Origin of the sequence: Rhodococcus sp. 15-649-2-2 (genome assembly GCF_002258645.1) — a bacterium.
Classification (GTDB): domain Bacteria; phylum Actinomycetota; class Actinomycetes; order Mycobacteriales; family Mycobacteriaceae; genus Rhodococcoides.
The window spans coordinates 41,118-58,001 of sequence record NZ_NPFM01000034.1 but is presented as its reverse complement, the minus strand read 5'-3'; the positions used below and the strand labels follow the sequence as shown (position 1 = coordinate 58,001).

At 64.3% G+C, this 16,884-nt stretch carries 13 protein-coding genes; 8 read left to right on the top strand and 5 right to left on the bottom strand.

Annotated features, from left to right (window positions below; genetic code table 11):
* Positions 1 to 3: 3 nt before the first annotated feature.
* Positions 4 to 1,233, bottom strand: a complete 1,230-nt coding sequence (locus CH305_RS25895) for a serine/threonine-protein kinase (protein ID WP_094705446.1) — start codon at positions 1,231 to 1,233, stop codon at positions 4 to 6.
* Positions 1,234 to 1,432: 199 nt separating this feature from the next.
* On the opposite strand from CH305_RS25895, the gene CH305_RS25890 reads away from it, so the two are divergent.
* Genes CH305_RS25890 through CH305_RS25875 form a run of 4 tightly spaced genes read left to right on the top strand, consistent with a single transcriptional unit; the run spans position 1,433 to position 5,128 of the window.
* Entirely contained in the window at positions 1,433 to 2,251 is an 819-nt protein-coding gene (locus tag CH305_RS25890; RefSeq protein ID WP_032404699.1) for a hypothetical protein, read from the top strand.
* Positions 2,248 to 3,822 (top strand): DNA polymerase Y family protein, encoded by a 1,575-nt coding sequence (locus tag CH305_RS25885; RefSeq protein WP_094705444.1) that lies wholly within the window; start codon positions 2,248 to 2,250, stop codon positions 3,820 to 3,822. The genes CH305_RS25890 and CH305_RS25885 overlap by 4 nt, the downstream gene beginning before the upstream one ends.
* Before the next feature lie 22 nt (positions 3,823 to 3,844).
* Entirely contained in the window at positions 3,845 to 4,609 is a 765-nt protein-coding gene (locus CH305_RS25880) for an alpha/beta fold hydrolase (protein WP_373454591.1), read from the top strand.
* Between the two features lie 9 nt (positions 4,610 to 4,618).
* Complete coding sequence (locus tag CH305_RS25875; protein WP_032404702.1) at positions 4,619 to 5,128, top strand: hypothetical protein; 510 nt, start codon at positions 4,619 to 4,621, stop codon at positions 5,126 to 5,128.
* A gap of 23 nt (positions 5,129 to 5,151) precedes the next feature.
* Here the strand turns inward: CH305_RS25875 and CH305_RS25870 are convergent, their stop codons facing one another.
* Complete coding sequence (locus CH305_RS25870) at positions 5,152 to 6,102, bottom strand: helix-turn-helix transcriptional regulator (protein WP_179278409.1); 951 nt, start codon at positions 6,100 to 6,102, stop codon at positions 5,152 to 5,154.
* Between the two features lie 55 nt (positions 6,103 to 6,157).
* Here CH305_RS25870 and CH305_RS25865 point away from each other — a divergent pair, with 55 nt between their 5' ends.
* Positions 6,158 to 6,922: a bifunctional 2-polyprenyl-6-hydroxyphenol methylase/3-demethylubiquinol 3-O-methyltransferase UbiG gene (locus CH305_RS25865; protein ID WP_032404703.1), complete on the top strand. Its 765-nt coding sequence runs from the start codon at positions 6,158 to 6,160 to the stop codon at positions 6,920 to 6,922.
* 96 nt (positions 6,923 to 7,018) lie between these two features.
* On the opposite strand, the gene CH305_RS25860 is transcribed toward CH305_RS25865, so the two are convergent.
* Together CH305_RS25860 and CH305_RS25855 are read right to left on the bottom strand one after the other, a co-directional pair.
* Positions 7,019 to 9,019 carry an SDR family oxidoreductase gene (locus CH305_RS25860; RefSeq protein ID WP_094705440.1) on the bottom strand — a complete coding sequence of 667 codons (2,001 nt, stop codon included), beginning with the start codon at positions 9,017 to 9,019 and terminating at the stop codon, positions 7,019 to 7,021.
* Between the two features lie 34 nt (positions 9,020 to 9,053).
* Complete coding sequence (locus tag CH305_RS25855; protein WP_094705438.1) at positions 9,054 to 11,183, bottom strand: MMPL family transporter; 2,130 nt, start codon at positions 11,181 to 11,183, stop codon at positions 9,054 to 9,056.
* Between the two features lie 124 nt (positions 11,184 to 11,307).
* On the opposite strand from CH305_RS25855, the gene CH305_RS25850 reads away from it, so the two are divergent.
* Together CH305_RS25850 and CH305_RS25845 are read left to right on the top strand one after the other, a co-directional pair.
* Positions 11,308 to 14,583 (top strand): error-prone DNA polymerase, encoded by a 3,276-nt coding sequence (locus CH305_RS25850; protein ID WP_094705436.1) that lies wholly within the window; start codon positions 11,308 to 11,310, stop codon positions 14,581 to 14,583.
* A 33-nt stretch (positions 14,584 to 14,616) separates the two neighbouring features.
* Positions 14,617 to 15,117, top strand: a complete 501-nt coding sequence (locus CH305_RS25845) for a metallophosphoesterase (RefSeq protein ID WP_094705560.1) — start codon at positions 14,617 to 14,619, stop codon at positions 15,115 to 15,117.
* A gap of 15 nt (positions 15,118 to 15,132) precedes the next feature.
* Here CH305_RS25845 and CH305_RS25840 read toward each other — a convergent pair whose 3' ends face one another.
* Positions 15,133 to 15,858, bottom strand: coding sequence for an SDR family NAD(P)-dependent oxidoreductase (locus CH305_RS25840; protein WP_037147874.1), 726 nt, complete (start codon positions 15,856 to 15,858; stop codon positions 15,133 to 15,135).
* A 74-nt stretch (positions 15,859 to 15,932) separates the two neighbouring features.
* Here CH305_RS25840 and CH305_RS25835 point away from each other — a divergent pair, with 74 nt between their 5' ends.
* Complete coding sequence (locus CH305_RS25835) at positions 15,933 to 16,772, top strand: helix-turn-helix transcriptional regulator (RefSeq protein WP_032404708.1); 840 nt, start codon at positions 15,933 to 15,935, stop codon at positions 16,770 to 16,772.
* Positions 16,773 to 16,884: the final 112 nt, after the last annotated feature.

Below are 16,884 nucleotides of genomic sequence, written 5' to 3'. Positions count from 1 at the left end.
CGACTACAGCGCAAGGCCGATCAGCAGAATCAGAACGATCACGACGGCGAGGATCAGTGCAGCGAGGATGACCGGCGACGGAATCGTCGTCCGATCGCCCACGGCATCTTCGATCCGCATCAGCACGTTCTCGATGGGATTCTTCTTCTTGCGGGGTAGGTCGAACGGTGGGGGAGAGTAGGTGGAGGGAACCGGATTCGCTGGGCTTTCACCGGGTTGCACGGCGGGTAGGCCTGCGACGGTGCTGCCGAACTCTCGGGACGGACGGCGAGATTCGGACACCGGTGTCGAGCGCCTTGCCCATGCCGGAACTACGCCGTCCGCAGAGGTCAGGGGTACACCGCGTAGCTGAGCTATGGTGCCGCGCTTGCTGATCGCAGCGAGGATGATCTCGTCGCGGGCCTGCGCCATGGTGGGACGCCGAGCAGGATCGGGCTCGAGCATGTGCAGCAGCGGACCGGTGAGATCTCCGCTGCGGGTGGGAGAAATGATCTGTCCCTTGGCAACTCGGTGCAACAGTGCGATCGAATCGTGATCGATGTCGAACGGCGGTTTGCCTTCGATAGCGGTGTACAGCGTTGCGCCGAGGGAGAACACGTCGCTGGCTGCGGTGGGATCCTGTCCGCGGGCAACCTCCGGGGCGAAATACGCGGGGGTGCCGGTGATCACGCTGTCGTCGGATTCCTCGACGTCCCCTTTCGCGCGGGAGATGCCGAAATCGCTGATCTTGACGATGCCCAGATCCTTGCCGCGATCGGCGATCAAGATGTTGCCCGGCTTGATGTCGCGGTGCACGATTCCTGCCTCGTGCGCCTCGGTCAGTGCGTCGGCGATCTGTGCCCCGATCTGAGCAACCTCGAACGGCGGTAGCGAATCGGTGGTGCCGAGCGCCTGCGCGAGACTGCGCGAGGACAGGTATTCCATGACCAGCCACGGCTCGCCGTCGACGAGAGCGACGTCGTGCATCGCGATGGCGTGGGGGCTGGACAGGCGGGCAGCGATGCGACCCTCACGCATGGCCCGATTGCGCACCTCGACGGCTTGCTCAGGGCTCAGCGTGGTGGTGGACGTGACCTGTTTGACGGCCACCTGGCGGTGCAGAAGTGTGTCGGTGGCGAGCCATACTGCGCCCATTCCGCCGCCTCCGAGTTTGCCGGCAAGGCGGTATCTTCCGGCCAGGAGGTAGTCGGGTCCGACTCCTCGTCGAACACGCTGCTGATCGGTCACGCCCACAGGTTAGTTGACGATGGCGGGGTGTGCCCGCAGCCGTAGAACGGAGGCCCCCACCAGCGGCTTCGGCACCACCTTGACGAGTTGCCGTCCGAGCGGCTTTACTGAGTGCAGATCGAAATTGTGTTCGAATACGCCACTTCCCGCGTTCGGCGAACACCGATGTTTCGGCTCGATTTTCTACATCGTGAAGGGGAGTGACATGACTGTATCGGGAGCTTCTGTCACGCCGGATGTGCTCGACGGGTTGTCGCTGCCGGAGCGTGTCGCGTTGCTGCGTAGCCGGATGGCTGCCGTGCCGTCCCGTGGCGAAACGGCGTCGGTGCGCATCGAGAGTTCGGACCCCGACCCCGTTCGTTCCGATTTCGGCGAGGCCGAGCCGAAACGTGCGGTCCGTCAGCGGGCCGTTCTTCCGGTGCCCTCTGCGCTGATCGACGTGCTGCCGCACGGTGGACTGGTGCGTGGAACGGTGGCCTCGGTGTCCGGTGCCGGCTCGCTGCTGATCGGTTTGGTGGCTGCAGTGACAGGTGCCGGTGGGCATGTCGCCGTCATCGGGCAGCCTCGTTTCGGAGTTCTCGCCGCGGTGGAGATGGGCGCACAGCTGAGCAAACTGGCTCTGATTCCCGATCCGGGCCCCGATCCGGTGGAAGTGGCGGCAATCCTGCTCGACGGCGTGGACCTCGTGGTGCTCGGTCTCGGTGGTCTGTCGGTATCGCCCACTCGGGCCAGAGCCGTGGTGGCCAGGGCACGGAGCAAGGGTTCGACGCTGCTGGTGACCGATGGACACTGGGACGGGGCAGAGCTACGACTGGACGCATCGGTGCACGGTTACGACGGTCTCGGTACGGGTCGGGAGCTGGGACGTGGCCGGCTCCGCGGTGTCCGATTGTCGGTGTGTGCGCGCGGCAAGGCGATGCGGCCCCGCACCGTTCGGCTCGACCTGCGTTCGGAGAACGGCCGCATCGAGTGGCATGCCGAGGAGCGCGAACAGAATCCATTGTCGATCGCGGTCTCGACATGAGCATCGATCGTTCCAGCCGTGTTCTCGCGCTGTGGTGTCCTGATTGGCCCGCTGTTGCAGCAGCTGCTCAGGCCGATCTGCCTGCGACGCATCCGGTGGTCGTCACCTCGGCCAATCGGGTCGTCGCGTGCTCGGCGACGGCACGTGCGTCGGGTATCAAACGCGGACTACGGCGTCGGGAAGCCCAGGCGCGGTGCCCGGATGTGCATGTCGCTCTCGCCGATACCGATCGTGATGCGCGACTGTTCGAGCCCGTGGTCTCTGCCGTCGCCGCCATCGCACCGGGAGTCGAAGTGCTGCGGCCGGGTCTGTTGGTTCTCGCCGCTCGCGGTGTCGGACGGTATTTCGGTACCGAGCATCGGGCTGCGGAACGGCTGATCGACCAGGCATCGGCTGCCGGTGTGGAATGCCAGATCGGTATCGCCGACGAGTTGTCCACTGCGGTCGTCGCCGCTCGGTATGCACAGGTGGTACCGCGCGGAGGTGGTGCCGGCTTTCTCGCTCCGTTACCGGTGGCAGAACTCTCGGCAGAACCGAGTATGTCCGCTGCCGATCGTGGTGAGTTGGTGGACCTGTTGCGACGCTTGGGTCTACGGACCATCGGCGACTTCGCCGCGCTGTCTCCGGGCGATGTCGCGTCGCGGTTCGGTACCGATGCGGTGTTGGCGCATCGCAGTGCTCGGGGCGAGCCCGAGCGTCCGCCCTCGGCCCGGGCGCTGCCGCCGGATCTCGATGTGGAGTATCGGTGCGATCCGCCGATCGATCGGGTCGACGCCGCTGCATTCGCCGGGCGCGGTCTTGCCGAACAGTTGCACACCAAGCTTGCTGCCGCTGCCGTTGCGTGTACTCGTCTGCTGGTGCATGCCAGTACCGGTAACGGTGAGAACCTGTCGCGGATCTGGCGCTGCGCGGAGCCGTTGACGCCGGAGGGAACAGCCGATCGCGTGCGGTGGCAACTGGACGGCTGGCTCACCGGGCGCAGCGAGAACAAGCCGACGTCCGCGATCACTGTCCTGAGGCTCGAACCGATCGAGGTGGTGGCAGCCGGTGAGCTGCAACTGGGGTTGTGGGGCAGTGTCGGCGACGAGGACGACAGAGCGCGTCGGGCATTGGTGCGCGTTCAGGGTCTGCTCGGTGGCGAATCGGTGCTGGGCGGTGTTCTCAGCGGTGGACGCGGGCCGGCCGAACGGATAACGCTGCGCCCACTCGGCGACGAGCTGGTACCGATGTCCGATCCATCCCATCCATGGCCAGGACGATTACCCGAGCCTGCTCCGGCGGCAGTGATAGAGACCCGTCCGATGGTGACGCTGATGAATCGGACGGGTACGGGAATCGGCGTCACCGACCGCGGTGTGTTCGACGCGCCACCGGCACGGTTGCGCTGGGGAACCAAGGAATGGGAACTGACGGGATTGGCCGGGCCGTGGCCGGTGGACGAGCGGTGGTGGGACAGTGGCAACGCATCGACGGGTCCGACAGCGCGGGCCCAGGTGGTGCTCGACGACGAAAGGGCCCTGCTGCTCGTGTTCGACGAAGGTCGGTGGCGGGTGGAGGGAATCTACGAATAGTGACACCGCTACATTCGAGTGAATGCAGATGATGTCGGAGACGGTCGACCTCGGTGGCGTCGATATCGCGTATCGCTCGTTCGTCCCGCAGGAACACCCCAGCGCGGCACCGGTGCCGGTCATGCTGGTGCACGGGATGGGCGGGGACAGCGGAACCTGGGATCGCTTCGCCCGAGCACTGACAGCTCGAGGTCGCCGAGTGATCACCGTCGATCTGCGCGGGCACGGTAAGAGCGCCCACACACCCACGTACGAGTTCGACTCGTTCGGTGGCGATCTCCTTGCTCTGATCGATCACCTCGGGCTCACCGAAGTCGATCTCGTCGGGCATTCCCTCGGCGGATATGCGGTCTCGCTCGTCGCACAGCGTCGCCCGCCGCTCGTGCGCCGTCTGGTACTCGAGGAACTTCCGATACCGATTCGGCCGGGGGATGCCCCGCCGAGCCTCACCGGCAAGATGCCGTCGGTCACCGAGCTCTGGCACGCCGCAACCAGCGTTGTCCTACATCCCCGTGCGGTACTCGCGTTCGATCGGTCGATGACTGCCACTGCTCTCGAGCAGTTCCGTCGGCCGAATCCGCAGTGGTGGGAGTCGTTGGCCGACATCACTGCTCCGACATTGGTGCTTCGCGGAGGTCCCGGCGGCATGGTCGATCCGGTTCGGCTCGACGCGATGGTCACCGAGATCTCGACCTGCCGCGTCGAAGCGTTTCGCACCGGACACAGCATCCATCGCGACGGTTATTCGGCGTTCGAGGCCACCGTTCTTCCGTTTCTGACGCAGTAATCTGCACTCATGTCCCTCAGCGTGCTCGATGGAAAGCTGTTGGCGTGGTCGTCACTGTTCGTCGTGTCGCAAGCCAACATCGCTCGGTTGCTCGGACCCGCGGCCCCGAAAGTACTCGAGGTGCAGACGGCCTGGTCCGCGCGGCGCTACCGGCAGATCCTCGCGAGCATGGACGAGACCGAGATCGCCAGATTCCGCAGCCACTACTTTCCCGACTTCGTGCATCCGGCGATCTATGCCATCGCACTCAGGGCCGGTGCACGCAGCCTGGCGGCGAAGACGCCGCTGAGCCCTGCGGCGACGACGGCATTGGCCGTCGCGCCCGTGGCCTCCGCTGCCGGTGACTACATCGAGAACATCGTCGGACTGATGCTGGTGGACAACCGAGAACAGATCACCGACACCGTCGTCCGCGCCACCACCGTGGTCAGCACCGTCAAGTGGATACTTGCGATCGGCTCACTGGCGTACCTGAGTCAGGGATTTCTGCGCGTGTGGGCAAAGGCTCTGTTGCGCTGAACCTCGCGACAGCCTTACCCCTGTCATTCGACCAACTCCTCCCCGAGGGGAGTGCGTACGTACAGCACCGATCGTCCCTGTCTGACGCGTCGCACCACGGCCGCTTCGCGCAGAACACGAAGATGCTGGCTCGCCGCGCTGGGTGAGACACCAAGTGCGGCAGCGATTTCCCCGGTGGTGGTGGGCGCGTCGAGCAGCGTGAGAATCGTGGCACGGTGGGTGCCGAGGAGATTGGTCAGCGCTCGGTTCGGAGCTGTCCGTGCCATGTTCCACACTGCGCCGCGCCCGCGGGCTGGATACACCAGTGACGGAGCCCGCGTCGGGCTGATCTGAGTGATCGCACCGTGTACGAACACCGACGGAATCAGTGGAAGTCCACGTCCGTCGACGTCGACCCACACCTGGTCTTCGAGCCGATCGACCCACAGCACACCGTCGTCCCATCGAACTCGGGAATCGAGGTGCTCGAACATCTTTCGTGCCCCGAAGTGCGAGAGCTGTTGTGCTCGGTAGTCCACATCACCGTCCAGTACCGCTCGGATCCGGGACCAGTCGGGTTCGAGGCACGTGGCCCAATACTGTGAGAGCGCCCGGACTGTACGGGTGCGCACCGCTCGGGCCGAACCGATGAGGACCGCAGGAATGTCAGCGGAGAAGGCGGCAGCGATATCGCGTCGCATCTCCTCTGCCGGTGTCGCCCCGACCACGGCGATCTCGTCGTCGAAGGCCGGGGATTCGGTGGGCGGACGGGGAGCGAGAAAGTCCGGGATCCTGCCCTCGGGAGAGACCAACGCCGTCAGCATCTCGGTGTCACACTGCTGCCATGCCGTCCGGACGCGTCGACGCCACGGCTCGTGCAGACGGTGCCGATTCGGCGAGGTCCAGGCGCGCAGGCTCAGGACCGTCTCGAACAGCGGCGAGACGGTCAACGAGGTGTCCGCCAGGTCGGCGGCCCGGAGATGAAGTGCGAGCATGTAGTCCCACACTAAATGGTGGCGACCGGCAACCGTGCTCGATGTACTGATCCACATGCCCATCGACTTCGAAGATCCAGCCAACGGCGACACCTATTCCGGCCGCGAGGCCGACCCTTCCTGGGGTGCCGCGATCACCGACATCGTCGATCCGGTCGGCGCGCACGTCATCGATCTCGGATGTGGCGGGGGTACCTATGCGCGTGCATGGCGCACGCTGGGAGCGCATGTCACAGCAGTCGATTCGAGTGCACCGATCCTGGAGTCCGCTCGCCGATCGTCGCCCGCGGACATTGCGTTCGAGTGTGCACCCGCCGAGCGCACCGGCCTACCCCACGGCCTGGCAGATATCGTGTTCGCTCGCGCTCTGGTCCATCATCTGCCCGATGCCTCCGCGGTGGCGGCCGAAGCGCTCCGGCTGCTGCGGCCGGGTGGTATCGCGATCGTCCAGGATCGGACGAGCGAGGACGCGACACTGACAGGATCGCCTACGAACCCGCGCGGATATCTCTTCGACGCGTTTCCCCGGTTGACGGAGGTCGAGGGCCGCCGCCGCCACGACGTCGACGACGTCGTGGCCGCATTCGCTGGGGCAGGATTCACCGATGTAGCCACGCAACCACTCTGGGAAACCCGTCGACGCTACGAGAATCGCGAGCAGTACCTGACAGAAATCGCCGGCAGAACCGGGCGCTCCATCCTGCACGAACTCTCCGACGTCGAACTCGCGGAGTTGGTCGAGTATCTACGCGGTCGCCTGGCCGCCGGTGAGTTGATCGAACGGGATCGTTGGACTCTCTGGACCGCCGTGGCCCCCTGATAGCCACTGCACTGAGTGTCCACTCTGTGCGACCACACACGGGATCGCGATCGCGAATGGAAATTGTGGACACTGGCGGTACCTGGGACTGACTTGTCACCAACTGGTGCCGGGAACCAATCTCCCGACACGCCGGACAACTTTGCCGATGCGTGCGGTCGGAGCTTTCGGATCGTAGGGGCGGACTCGATAGGGCACCGTCCCGTCCTCGATGGGTGTTGCCACCTCGCCCTTGGCCGCCGCGGATTCGGCGAACGTGCGGTAGTGCTGGTGCATCGTGCGGTCTTTACCCTTGGGGGCGAAGATGGCTCCGAATTGTCCGAGCGTTCCCAGCGGTGTGTCGATGCGTTTGGGCTTGTCGCTCAGAGCGCGGATCACCATCGCCCCGGCCTTTTCGGGTGAGAACACAGGGCCGACGTTCTTGTCACCCGTCGGGGTGATCATCGGGGTGTCCACCAGGGGCATGTGGATGGTGGTGTAGGTGATTCCGTCCGAGAGTGTTTCTGCGGCAGCAACATCGGTGAAGCCGTCGAGCGCGGCCTTGCTGGCCACGTAGGCCGAGAATCGAGGAGGGTGTCCCAGGACCGCAGCGCTGGAGATATTGACGACGTGCCCGAACTGACGTTCGCGCATGTGTGGCAGCAACGCCAGTACCAATCGAATCGCCCCGAAGTAGTTGACGGCCATGGTGCGTTCGTAGTCGTGCAACCGATCGGTGGATCGATAGAGTGACCGGCGGATGGATCGACCGGCGCTGTTCACCAGCATGTCGACATGACCGTGTTCGCTCAGAACGGTTTTCACGGTCTGATCCACCGATTCGCTGTCGGTGACATCGCACGGGTAGCCGTAGGCGGTGCCGCCCGATTCGCGGATGTGCTCGACCACCTCGTCGAGCTGATCCTGGCCGCGCGCGAGCAGAATGACCACCGCGCCCTTGCGGGCAGCCGCCTCGGCACTGGCTCGGCCGATGCCGGACGAGCCACCGGTGATGACGATGTGACGGCCGAACAACGGCCCGCGTGGGTCGTTTCGGCGGTTGCGCTTGGGATCGAAATTCTTCTGCCAGTACGTCCACACTCGATCTGCGTACGTACGCAGTGGCGGCGGCGTAATCGAGCTGCCCTGCAACGCTTTCTGCGTCGCTGCCGACTCGAACACCGTGGGCAGCGTCAGGTGATCGAGCATGACCGGTGGGACGCCGAGATCACGGAGGGCGGCATTGCGCTGCTTTCGTACCGCCCTGGACTTGGGGGAGACGACCGGAGCGACCAACGCTCCGGGTACGTCGACGATTCTCGCGTGAGATCCGGCAGCCGACGAGAACGCGGCATAGACCTCTGCCATCGACTGAGGCGTCGGATTGACCAGATGGAACACGCTGCCGGGAGAGGTGTCTCGATGTACGAGCTCGACGATGGCGTCGGCGACGTAGTCGACCGGTACCAGGTTGGTAGCGCCCATCTTCGGCACCGTGATCGGTAGCACGGAGGGCAGCTTGGCCAGTTGTGCAAAGAATGGAAAGAAGTAGTACGGGCCGTCGATCTTGTCGATGGCTCCGGTCTCCGAATGCCCGATGATCGCGGCAGGCCGGTAGACCCGCCAGTCCGCGGTGCTGTCGCGTACCAATTTCTCGGATTCGAACTTGGTGCGGTGATAGGCCGTCGGGAACCTCTGGCCGAGGTCGAAATCGTTCTCGGAAAACGTTCCTCGGTGGTCTCCGGCAACGGCGATCGACGAGATGTGATGCAGCCGAGCGCCGGTCTTCTCGGCCAGGCCGATGACCGAGGCGGTTCCGGCGACATTGGTCGGTGCCTGCTCGTCGCCTGCGGTCAGGTCGTAGACGGCACCGAGATGGAGGATGTGGTCGATGTCGGACGGCACGTCGGAGAGTCCGAGTTCGGGCTCGGTGAGATCGCCGATCAACGGACGAATCCGATCGCCGCCCTCGAGCTGCTGTGCATGTCGCTCGAGGCGAGCCACCGAGTTCGGACGCACCAGCACGTGGATCACGGCGTTCGCGTCGCGCTCCAGCAGTCGGGGTAGGACGTTCTTACCGAGAAACCCGGTACCGCCGGTCACGATGTAGTTCGCCATGCGAGCCGACCTTACTCCGAAGTAAGTTCCTGGGCTAGTGGCCTATACCGGCCTTGTCGTGCACTTTCTTCATCCATGCCGGAGCCCACCAATTGGCCTCACCCATGAGCTTGACCAAGGACGGAACCAGCAGCATGCGGATGATGGTGGCGTCGATGATCAGGGCGAGAATGACGCCGAAGCCGAGAAACTTCATGATCGACAGACCCGAGATGGTGAACGCCCCGGTGACCACGATCAGAATCAGCGCTGCGGCGGTGACGATACGTCCGGTGCGCTGAGCACCGAAGACAACGGCTTCTTCGGTGCTCGCTCCCGCCGCGCGAGCTTCGACCATGCGAGACATCAGGAACACTTCGTAGTCGGTCGACAAGCCGAAGATGACCGCGAGGATGAGGACCACGAACGTCGATTCGAGTGGTCCTGGAGTGACGCCGATCAGTCCTGCCCCGTGGCCTTCCTGAAACACCCACGTCAGGGCACCGAATGTCGCGCCCAAGCTCAGCCCTGCCATCAGTACGGCCTTGATCGGCAACACGATCGAGCCGAACGCCAGGAACAGCAGTACCAGCGTCGAGACCACCATGATCGAGATCATCACCGGTAGCCACTTCGCAATGGCCGCATTTCCGTCGTCGATGTTCGCGCGGCTGCCGCCGACGAGGATCTCGGTCCCGTCCGGAGGGGTGATCGAACGCAATGCAGACACTGAGTCGGATTGGGATTCGGCCTCGGTCAGTCCACCGGTCGGTTCACTGTAGGCCGCCTCGAGGGTCACGAAATCGTCTTTGGAACCGATGAATTCGGCGCGGGCGATACCGGGCGTGGATTCCACAGCCGAAGTCAGAGCCGCAATGGGTGCGCCCTGAGGCTTGACGCCGTCCAGGCCACGAAGAACGACGGTGGCACCGTCACCGGTCGACTCGAAGTCGGCACCGAGTGTCTCGAACGCCATGCGCGCAGGGTTGTCTTTCGGCAACGCCGTGTAGTCGACCTCGCCGAGCGAGACCTTGAGGATCGGGGTGGCGATGATCAGCAACCCAGCGACGATGACGGCTGCGACGATCCCCGGATGCTTCATCACACGGGTGACCACACCACCCCAGAACTTGTGTGCGCGTGCATCGCTGCGATCGGACACGGTGCGTGACCAGGTCCAGGAATTGATTCGGGTGCCGAGAATTGCGAGCAGTGCCGGAACGACGGTCAGTGACAGGGCCGCGGCGCTCGCCACCGCGGCCATGGCACCGAATCCGAGGGACCGGATCACCGCCTGGGGGAAGACGAGCATGCCGGCGAACGCACAGACCAACAGCAGTCCCGAGAAGACGACGGTCTTGCCGGCAGTGGCCACAGTGCGGACGGTCGCGTCGACCGACGTCGACCCGCTTCGCAATTCCTCACGGAACCTGCTGACGATGAACAATCCGTAGTCGATGGCCAGGCCGAGCCCCAACAGAGACGCGACGTTGATCGAGAACGAACTGACTTCGGTGAACTCGGTGAGGACACGCAGGATCGCCAGGGAGCTGAGCACGCTCAGGATGCCGACGAACACCGGAACCGCCGCGGCGATCACGCCGCCGAAGATGAAGATCAGCAGCAGCAGTGTGATGGGAACAGCGATGAGCTCCGAGCGGACGAGGTCGCTTTCGAGGGTCTCACTGAGCGAAACTCCGACCACCGACGCTCCGGCGAACTGCGATTCGACGCCGGGCACTTCGAGCTGGGGCGGAAGTTCGCCGAAGGTATTGAACGTGACGCCCGAGTTGGCGCCGAGGGATACCGTCACCAGCGCCTTCGTTCGGTCCTTCGAGACCAGGAATTCTTTGCTGACCGGGTCTGCGGTCCAGTACGAATTCACGTTGCCGAGGGTGTATCGACCGGTGAACTCGTCGAGCGTCGCCTGTACTCGGGGCCCGATGTCGTCGATCGTTTCGCCGTCGGGTGCGGTGTAGATCGCCACGATATCCGGTGTCGGCTGACCGATGCCCTGCACCAGCCGTGCTACCTCGGACGACTCACTGCCGGCGTCGGCGTAGCCGCCCTCGCTCAGTTTCGAGAAGACGCTCAGTCCCAACACCCCGCCGACGGCGACGACGACAACGACGACTGCCAGTACCCATCGTTTGTGCGATACGACGAACGAGGCCCAACGGGTCACGACGGTGCTCCGGCTCTGTGGAAGGGGTCAGTGGCGACTCGACTGTAGTTGATCGTGTCGGACCCTCGTGCTCTCATTAGAACAAGTGTTCGATGCAACGGCAATGTGGTGTGGGGAGGGCTCGATGGGATGGAACGACGGACCACCCACGTGGTCGGAGATGGAGCGCGTCCTGTCCGGACGTCCCAAGCCTGCGGCCGAGGGCGACGGCGGCGACAGCCCGGCGTGGTCGCGAAAGAGGGACGTCTACGACCGCACCATCGACAAGCCCGTGCTGTCCACGACGCCGTATGCAGAATTGCATGCGCACTCGGCGTTCAGCTTTCTCGACGGTGCCTCGCAGCCGGAGGAGATGGTCGAAGAAGCGGTACGCCTCGGCCTCGAATCCATCGCCATCACCGATCACGATGGTTTCTACGGAGTCGTTCGCTTCGCAGAGGCGGCCAGAGCTCTCGGCATCGGAACCGTGTTCGGTGCCGAACTATCGCTCGACAGCGACCGATCCAGGGCCGGAGCAACCGACCCCGACGGCACTCATCTGTTGGTGCTCGCCCGCGGTCAAGAGGGGTATCGACGGCTCTCGCGTCGGATCGCGGCCGCGCACCTGGCCGGTGGGGTCAAAGGCAAGCCGCAGTACGACATCGACGAGCTCACCGAAGCTGCAGGCGGGCACTGGCAGATTCTCACCGGTTGCCGGAAGGGTCATGTTCGGCAGGCACTCTCGCGCGGTGGTCCGGAGGCGGCCGAGGCCGCACTGCGCACTCTCGTCGACCGCTTCGGTCCCGACCGCGTGACCGTCGAACTCACCCGGCACGGAGTTGCCGACGACGACGAGCGCAACGATGCGCTCGCGGCACTGGCTCGCAAGTACAGCCTTCCGATGATCGCGACCACGGCCGCGCACTACGCGAGTCCGCGCAGCAGGAGGTTGGCCATGGCAATGGCTGCGGTACGTGCGCGCAGCAGCTTGGACGAGGCCGCCGGTTGGATGGCACCGACAGGCGGCGCACATCTTCGGTCCGGGGCGGAGATGGCCGAATTGTTCGAGCACTATCCGGGCGCGGTACGCGGTGCCGTCGAGCTCGGTCGTGAGTGCTCGTTCGATCTGAAACTGATCGCGCCACGCCTGCCGCCGTTCGAGGTGCCCGACGGTTACACCGAGATCAGTTATCTGCGGCGACTCACGTTCGAGGGCGCGGCCCGACGCTATGGCCCGCAATCGGCGAATCCGGCGGCGTATTCGCAGCTCGAATACGAACTCGACATCATCGAGCGGCTCGAGTTCCCGGGCTACTTTCTGGTGGTCCACGACATCGTCCATTTCTGCAAGACACACGACATTCTCTGTCAGGGAAGAGGTTCGGCAGCGAACTCTGCTGTCTGCTACGCCATCGGCATCACCAACGTCGACCCGGTGGCCAACAAGTTGCTGTTCGAGCGGTTCCTGGCACCCGAACGCGACGGCCCACCCGATATCGACATCGACATCGAATCGGATCGCCGCGAGGAGGCGATCCAGCACGTCTACGCCAAGTACGGCCGTACCCATGCCGCTCAGGTGGCCAACGTCATCACCTACCGCGGCAAGTCCTCGGTACGAGACATGGCCCGCGCACTCGGCTTCTCGCAGGGGCAACAGGACGCGTGGAGCAAGCAGATCACCCGCTGGTCCGGAATCGGTGATCAGGAAGGTGACGGTATTCCCGAGTCGGTTCTCCAACTCGCGCGGCAGATCGAGGGGTTCCCGCGGCACCTCGGCATTCACTCCGGCGGCATGGTGATCTGCGATCGGCCGATCGCAGATGTCTGCCCGGTGGAGTGGGCGACGATGGAGAATCGCAGTGTGCTGCAGTGGGACAAAGACGATTGTGCTGCAGTGGGTTTGGTGAAGTTCGACATGCTCGGGCTGGGCATGCTCTCGGCTCTGCACTACATGATGGACCTGATCGCCGAGCACAAGGGCATCGACATCGACCTCGCCTCGATCGACCTGTCCGAGCCCGAGGTGTACGAGATGCTTCAACGAGCCGATTCGGTGGGGGTGTTCCAGGTCGAATCCCGCGCGCAGATGGCCACTCTGCCGAGGCTCAAGCCACGTAACTTCTACGATCTGGTGGTCGAGGTCGCCCTGATCCGTCCCGGTCCGATCCAGGGTGGTTCGGTGCACCCGTACATCAAGCGTCGCAACGGGCTGGAGCCGGTGATCTTCGAGCACCCGTCGCTCAAGAAGGCACTCGATCGAACTCTCGGAGTTCCGCTGTTCCAGGAACAGCTGATGCAGATGGCCATCGATGTCGCCGGTTTCAGTGCCGCCGACGCAGATCAATTGCGTCGTGCCATGGGATCGAAGCGATCACCGGAGAAGATGGAGCTGCTGCGCGGGCGATTCTACGACGGGATGCGCGATCTGCACGGCATCACCGGTGAGGCTGCCGACCGAATCTACGAAAAGCTGTCGGCATTCGCCAATTTCGGCTTCCCCGAGAGTCATTCGCAGAGTTTTGCCTCGTTGGTCTTCTATTCGTCGTGGTTCAAGTTGCATCATCCGGCGGCCTTCTGTGCAGGCTTGCTGCGCGCCCAGCCGATGGGTTTCTACTCACCGCAGTCCTTGGTCGCCGATGCCAGGCGGCACGGCGTGCTGGTACACGGTGCCGACGTGAATGCCAGTCTCGGTCATGCGAATCTCGAGGGAGACGGCCTCGAGATTCGCATGGGGTTGGCCGATGTGAAGTTCATCGGTACCGCACTGGCTCAGAAGATCGTCGATGCTCGGAACTCGCACGGGCCGTACGTCTCGTTCCTGGATCTGACCGGTCGTGTCGAACTGTCGGTTGCGCAGGCGGAAGCACTGGCCACGGCCGGCGCACTAGGGTGTTTCGGCATCACACGTCGAGAGGCGTTGTGGGCTGCCGGCGCGGCCGCGGGGGAGCGGCCTGGTCTTCTCCCCGGCATCGGCGCGTCGACGAAAGCGCCTGCGCTGCCGGGTATGACGGACCTCGATCTGGCGTCGGCCGATGTCTGGGCAACCGGGGTCTCGCCGAATTCCTACCCCACCCAATTCTTTCGAGATCGGCTCGAATCTCTCGGGGTGGTTCCTGCGAATCGGCTGCTGCAGATCCCCGATGGAGACCGAGTCCTCGTCGGCGGTGCGGTGACGCATCGCCAGCGGCCTTCCACTGCCGGAGGCGTCACGTTCATCAACCTCGAGGACGAAACCGGCATGGTCAACGTGGTGTGCTCGGTGGGATTGTGGGCCAAGTACCGCAAGTTGGCAATCACGGCTCCGGCGTTGCTCATTCGAGGCAAAGTGCAGAACGCAGAGGGCGCGGTGACCGTGGTGGCAGACCATCTGCAACTGATGGATCTGCGAGTCGCATCCAGGTCGAGGGACTTTCGTTGACCGGGCCGCACCGCTCGCGTGCACAATCGAGTGGTGAAGCTGCTGCTGATTGCCGACACTCATCTCCCGAAGCGTGCTCGCGACCTGCCCGACGAAGTGTGGTCGGCTGTCGACGACGCAGATGTCGTGATCCATGCCGGTGATTGGGTGGACCTCGCATCGTTCGAGGCACTGTCGCAGCGGTCGCGTTCTCTGGTCGCGTGCTGGGGGAACAACGACGGTGACGAGTTGCGGGCTCTGATGCCCGAGCGCGCCGACGTCTTGCTCGGCGGAGTTCGGTTCACCGTGGTGCACGAGACCGGTGCCGCGACGGGCCGTGAACGACGCATGGCGGCGGCATACCCGGAGGCGGACGTCCTCGTGTTCGGGCACAGTCACATACCGTGGGACACCTTCGCGGACAACGGTCTACGGCTGCTCAACCCTGGATCTCCTACGGATCGGCGTCGGCAACCGTTCTGCACCTACATGACGGCCGTTGCCGAGAACGGGGCGCTCGACGAAGTCGAACTGCACCGCATCGCACCTCGTTAGTGGCAGCCGAGGCGTTCACATACCGCCGGCCACCCGAACGACGGTTCCGGTGGCGTACCGCGCATCGGCGGAGAGCAGCCACGACACCGCACCGGCAATCTCGTCCGGCACACCTGGGCGACCGAGGGGGATGTTCGACGCCATCTTCTGCGGCCGTTGTCGATCTCGGTGGAAGTCGGTTTCGATGATTCCGGGTGCCACTGCATTGACCCGAATATTTTGCGCGGCAACCTCTTTGGACAGACCCACGGTCAGTGTATCGACCGCAGCCTTGGCTGCCGCGTAGTGCACGTACATTCCGGGGCTACCGAGGGTGGCGGCAGCAGAGGACATGTTGACGATTGCTCCACCCGATTCGGCCATCGCTGCGATCGCATATTTGCAGCAGGTGATCACCCCGATCAAGTTGACATCGAGGTCTGCTCTGATGGTCTCGATGTCGTTGTCCACCAGCATCCCGACGGCGCGTGCCGAGCCCGCGTTGTTCACCAATCCGGTGAGGGTGCCGATCTCCGCGGCCGCGGCGAACAGGGCGGAGACCGCCTGCTCGTCGGTGGTGTCGGCGCATACCGCGACCACAGTTCGGCCGGATGTCGACAACTCGGTGGCGAGTCTCTCGGCAGCGACGGCATCGGAACGGTAGCCGATCACCACATCGTGCCCGTCGGCAGCCAACCGTCGGGACACGGCGGCACCGATCCCGCGGCTGCCACCGGTGACGATGGTCAAGGGAGCGCTCATCGTTCGACAATAGCCACCGTGGAGAGGGCACAATTGCGGAAGCACCAACCGCATTCGACGGAAGGAGGTCTGTGATGATCGATCGGCCGGAGTTGGCCGCTTTTCTTCGGCAGCGGCGTGAGTCGTTGCAGCCCGAGGACATCGGCCTTCCACGCGGACAGCGCAGGCGAACGCAGGGCCTTCGACGCGAGGAGGTCGCCGAACTGTGCCATATGTCGACCGACTACTACGCCCGGCTCGAACGTGGGTCCGGTCCGGCGCCGTCGGAGCAGATGATTGCGTCGATCGCGCAGGGTTTGCACCTGTCGCTGGGCGAGCGTGATCACGTGTTCCGCCTCGCCGGGCACGCTCCTCCTGTGCGCGGGATCTCGACCGACCACATCAGCCCAGGATTGCTGCGGATACTGGACCGACTGAACGACACCCCCGCCGAGATCGTGTCCGAGCTCGGTGAAACTCTGCGCCAGACGCCGCTGGGCGCGGCATTGACCGGCGATGCGTCGTTGCGCACCGGGCCGAACCGGAGTCTGGGATATCGCTGGTTCACCGACCCCGCTACCCAGCAGTCGTACCCGCCCGACGAGCGTGCCGTGCTGTCTCGGGTGTATGCGTCGGGGCTGCGCGAGATCGTCACTCTTCGCGGGCCGGACTCGACAGCAGCGCATCTGGCCGCCGAGCTGCACGAGGTCAGCGAGGAGTTCCGAACCCTGTGGGAGAAGCGCGAAGTGGGGGTGCATCCACCCGAGTCCAAGCGGTTCCTGCACCCGACGGTCGGCATGTTGCAACTGAACTGCCAGACCCTTCTCGACCCGGAGCAAGCGCATCGGCTGTTGGTGTACACGGCAGTACCCGGCAGCGAGAGCTACGCCAAATTGGAACTGCTCGCGGTGGTGGGAACACAGGTCCTGTCCTGACTCGGTGCAGGGTGTCGGAGTATCAGTGGATCGGGAAGTCCTGGATAAGCCCGAAACGGTAGTCGAACATGGGTTCTGCACGTCCGAGCCGGACGATCACAACACCCGAGGA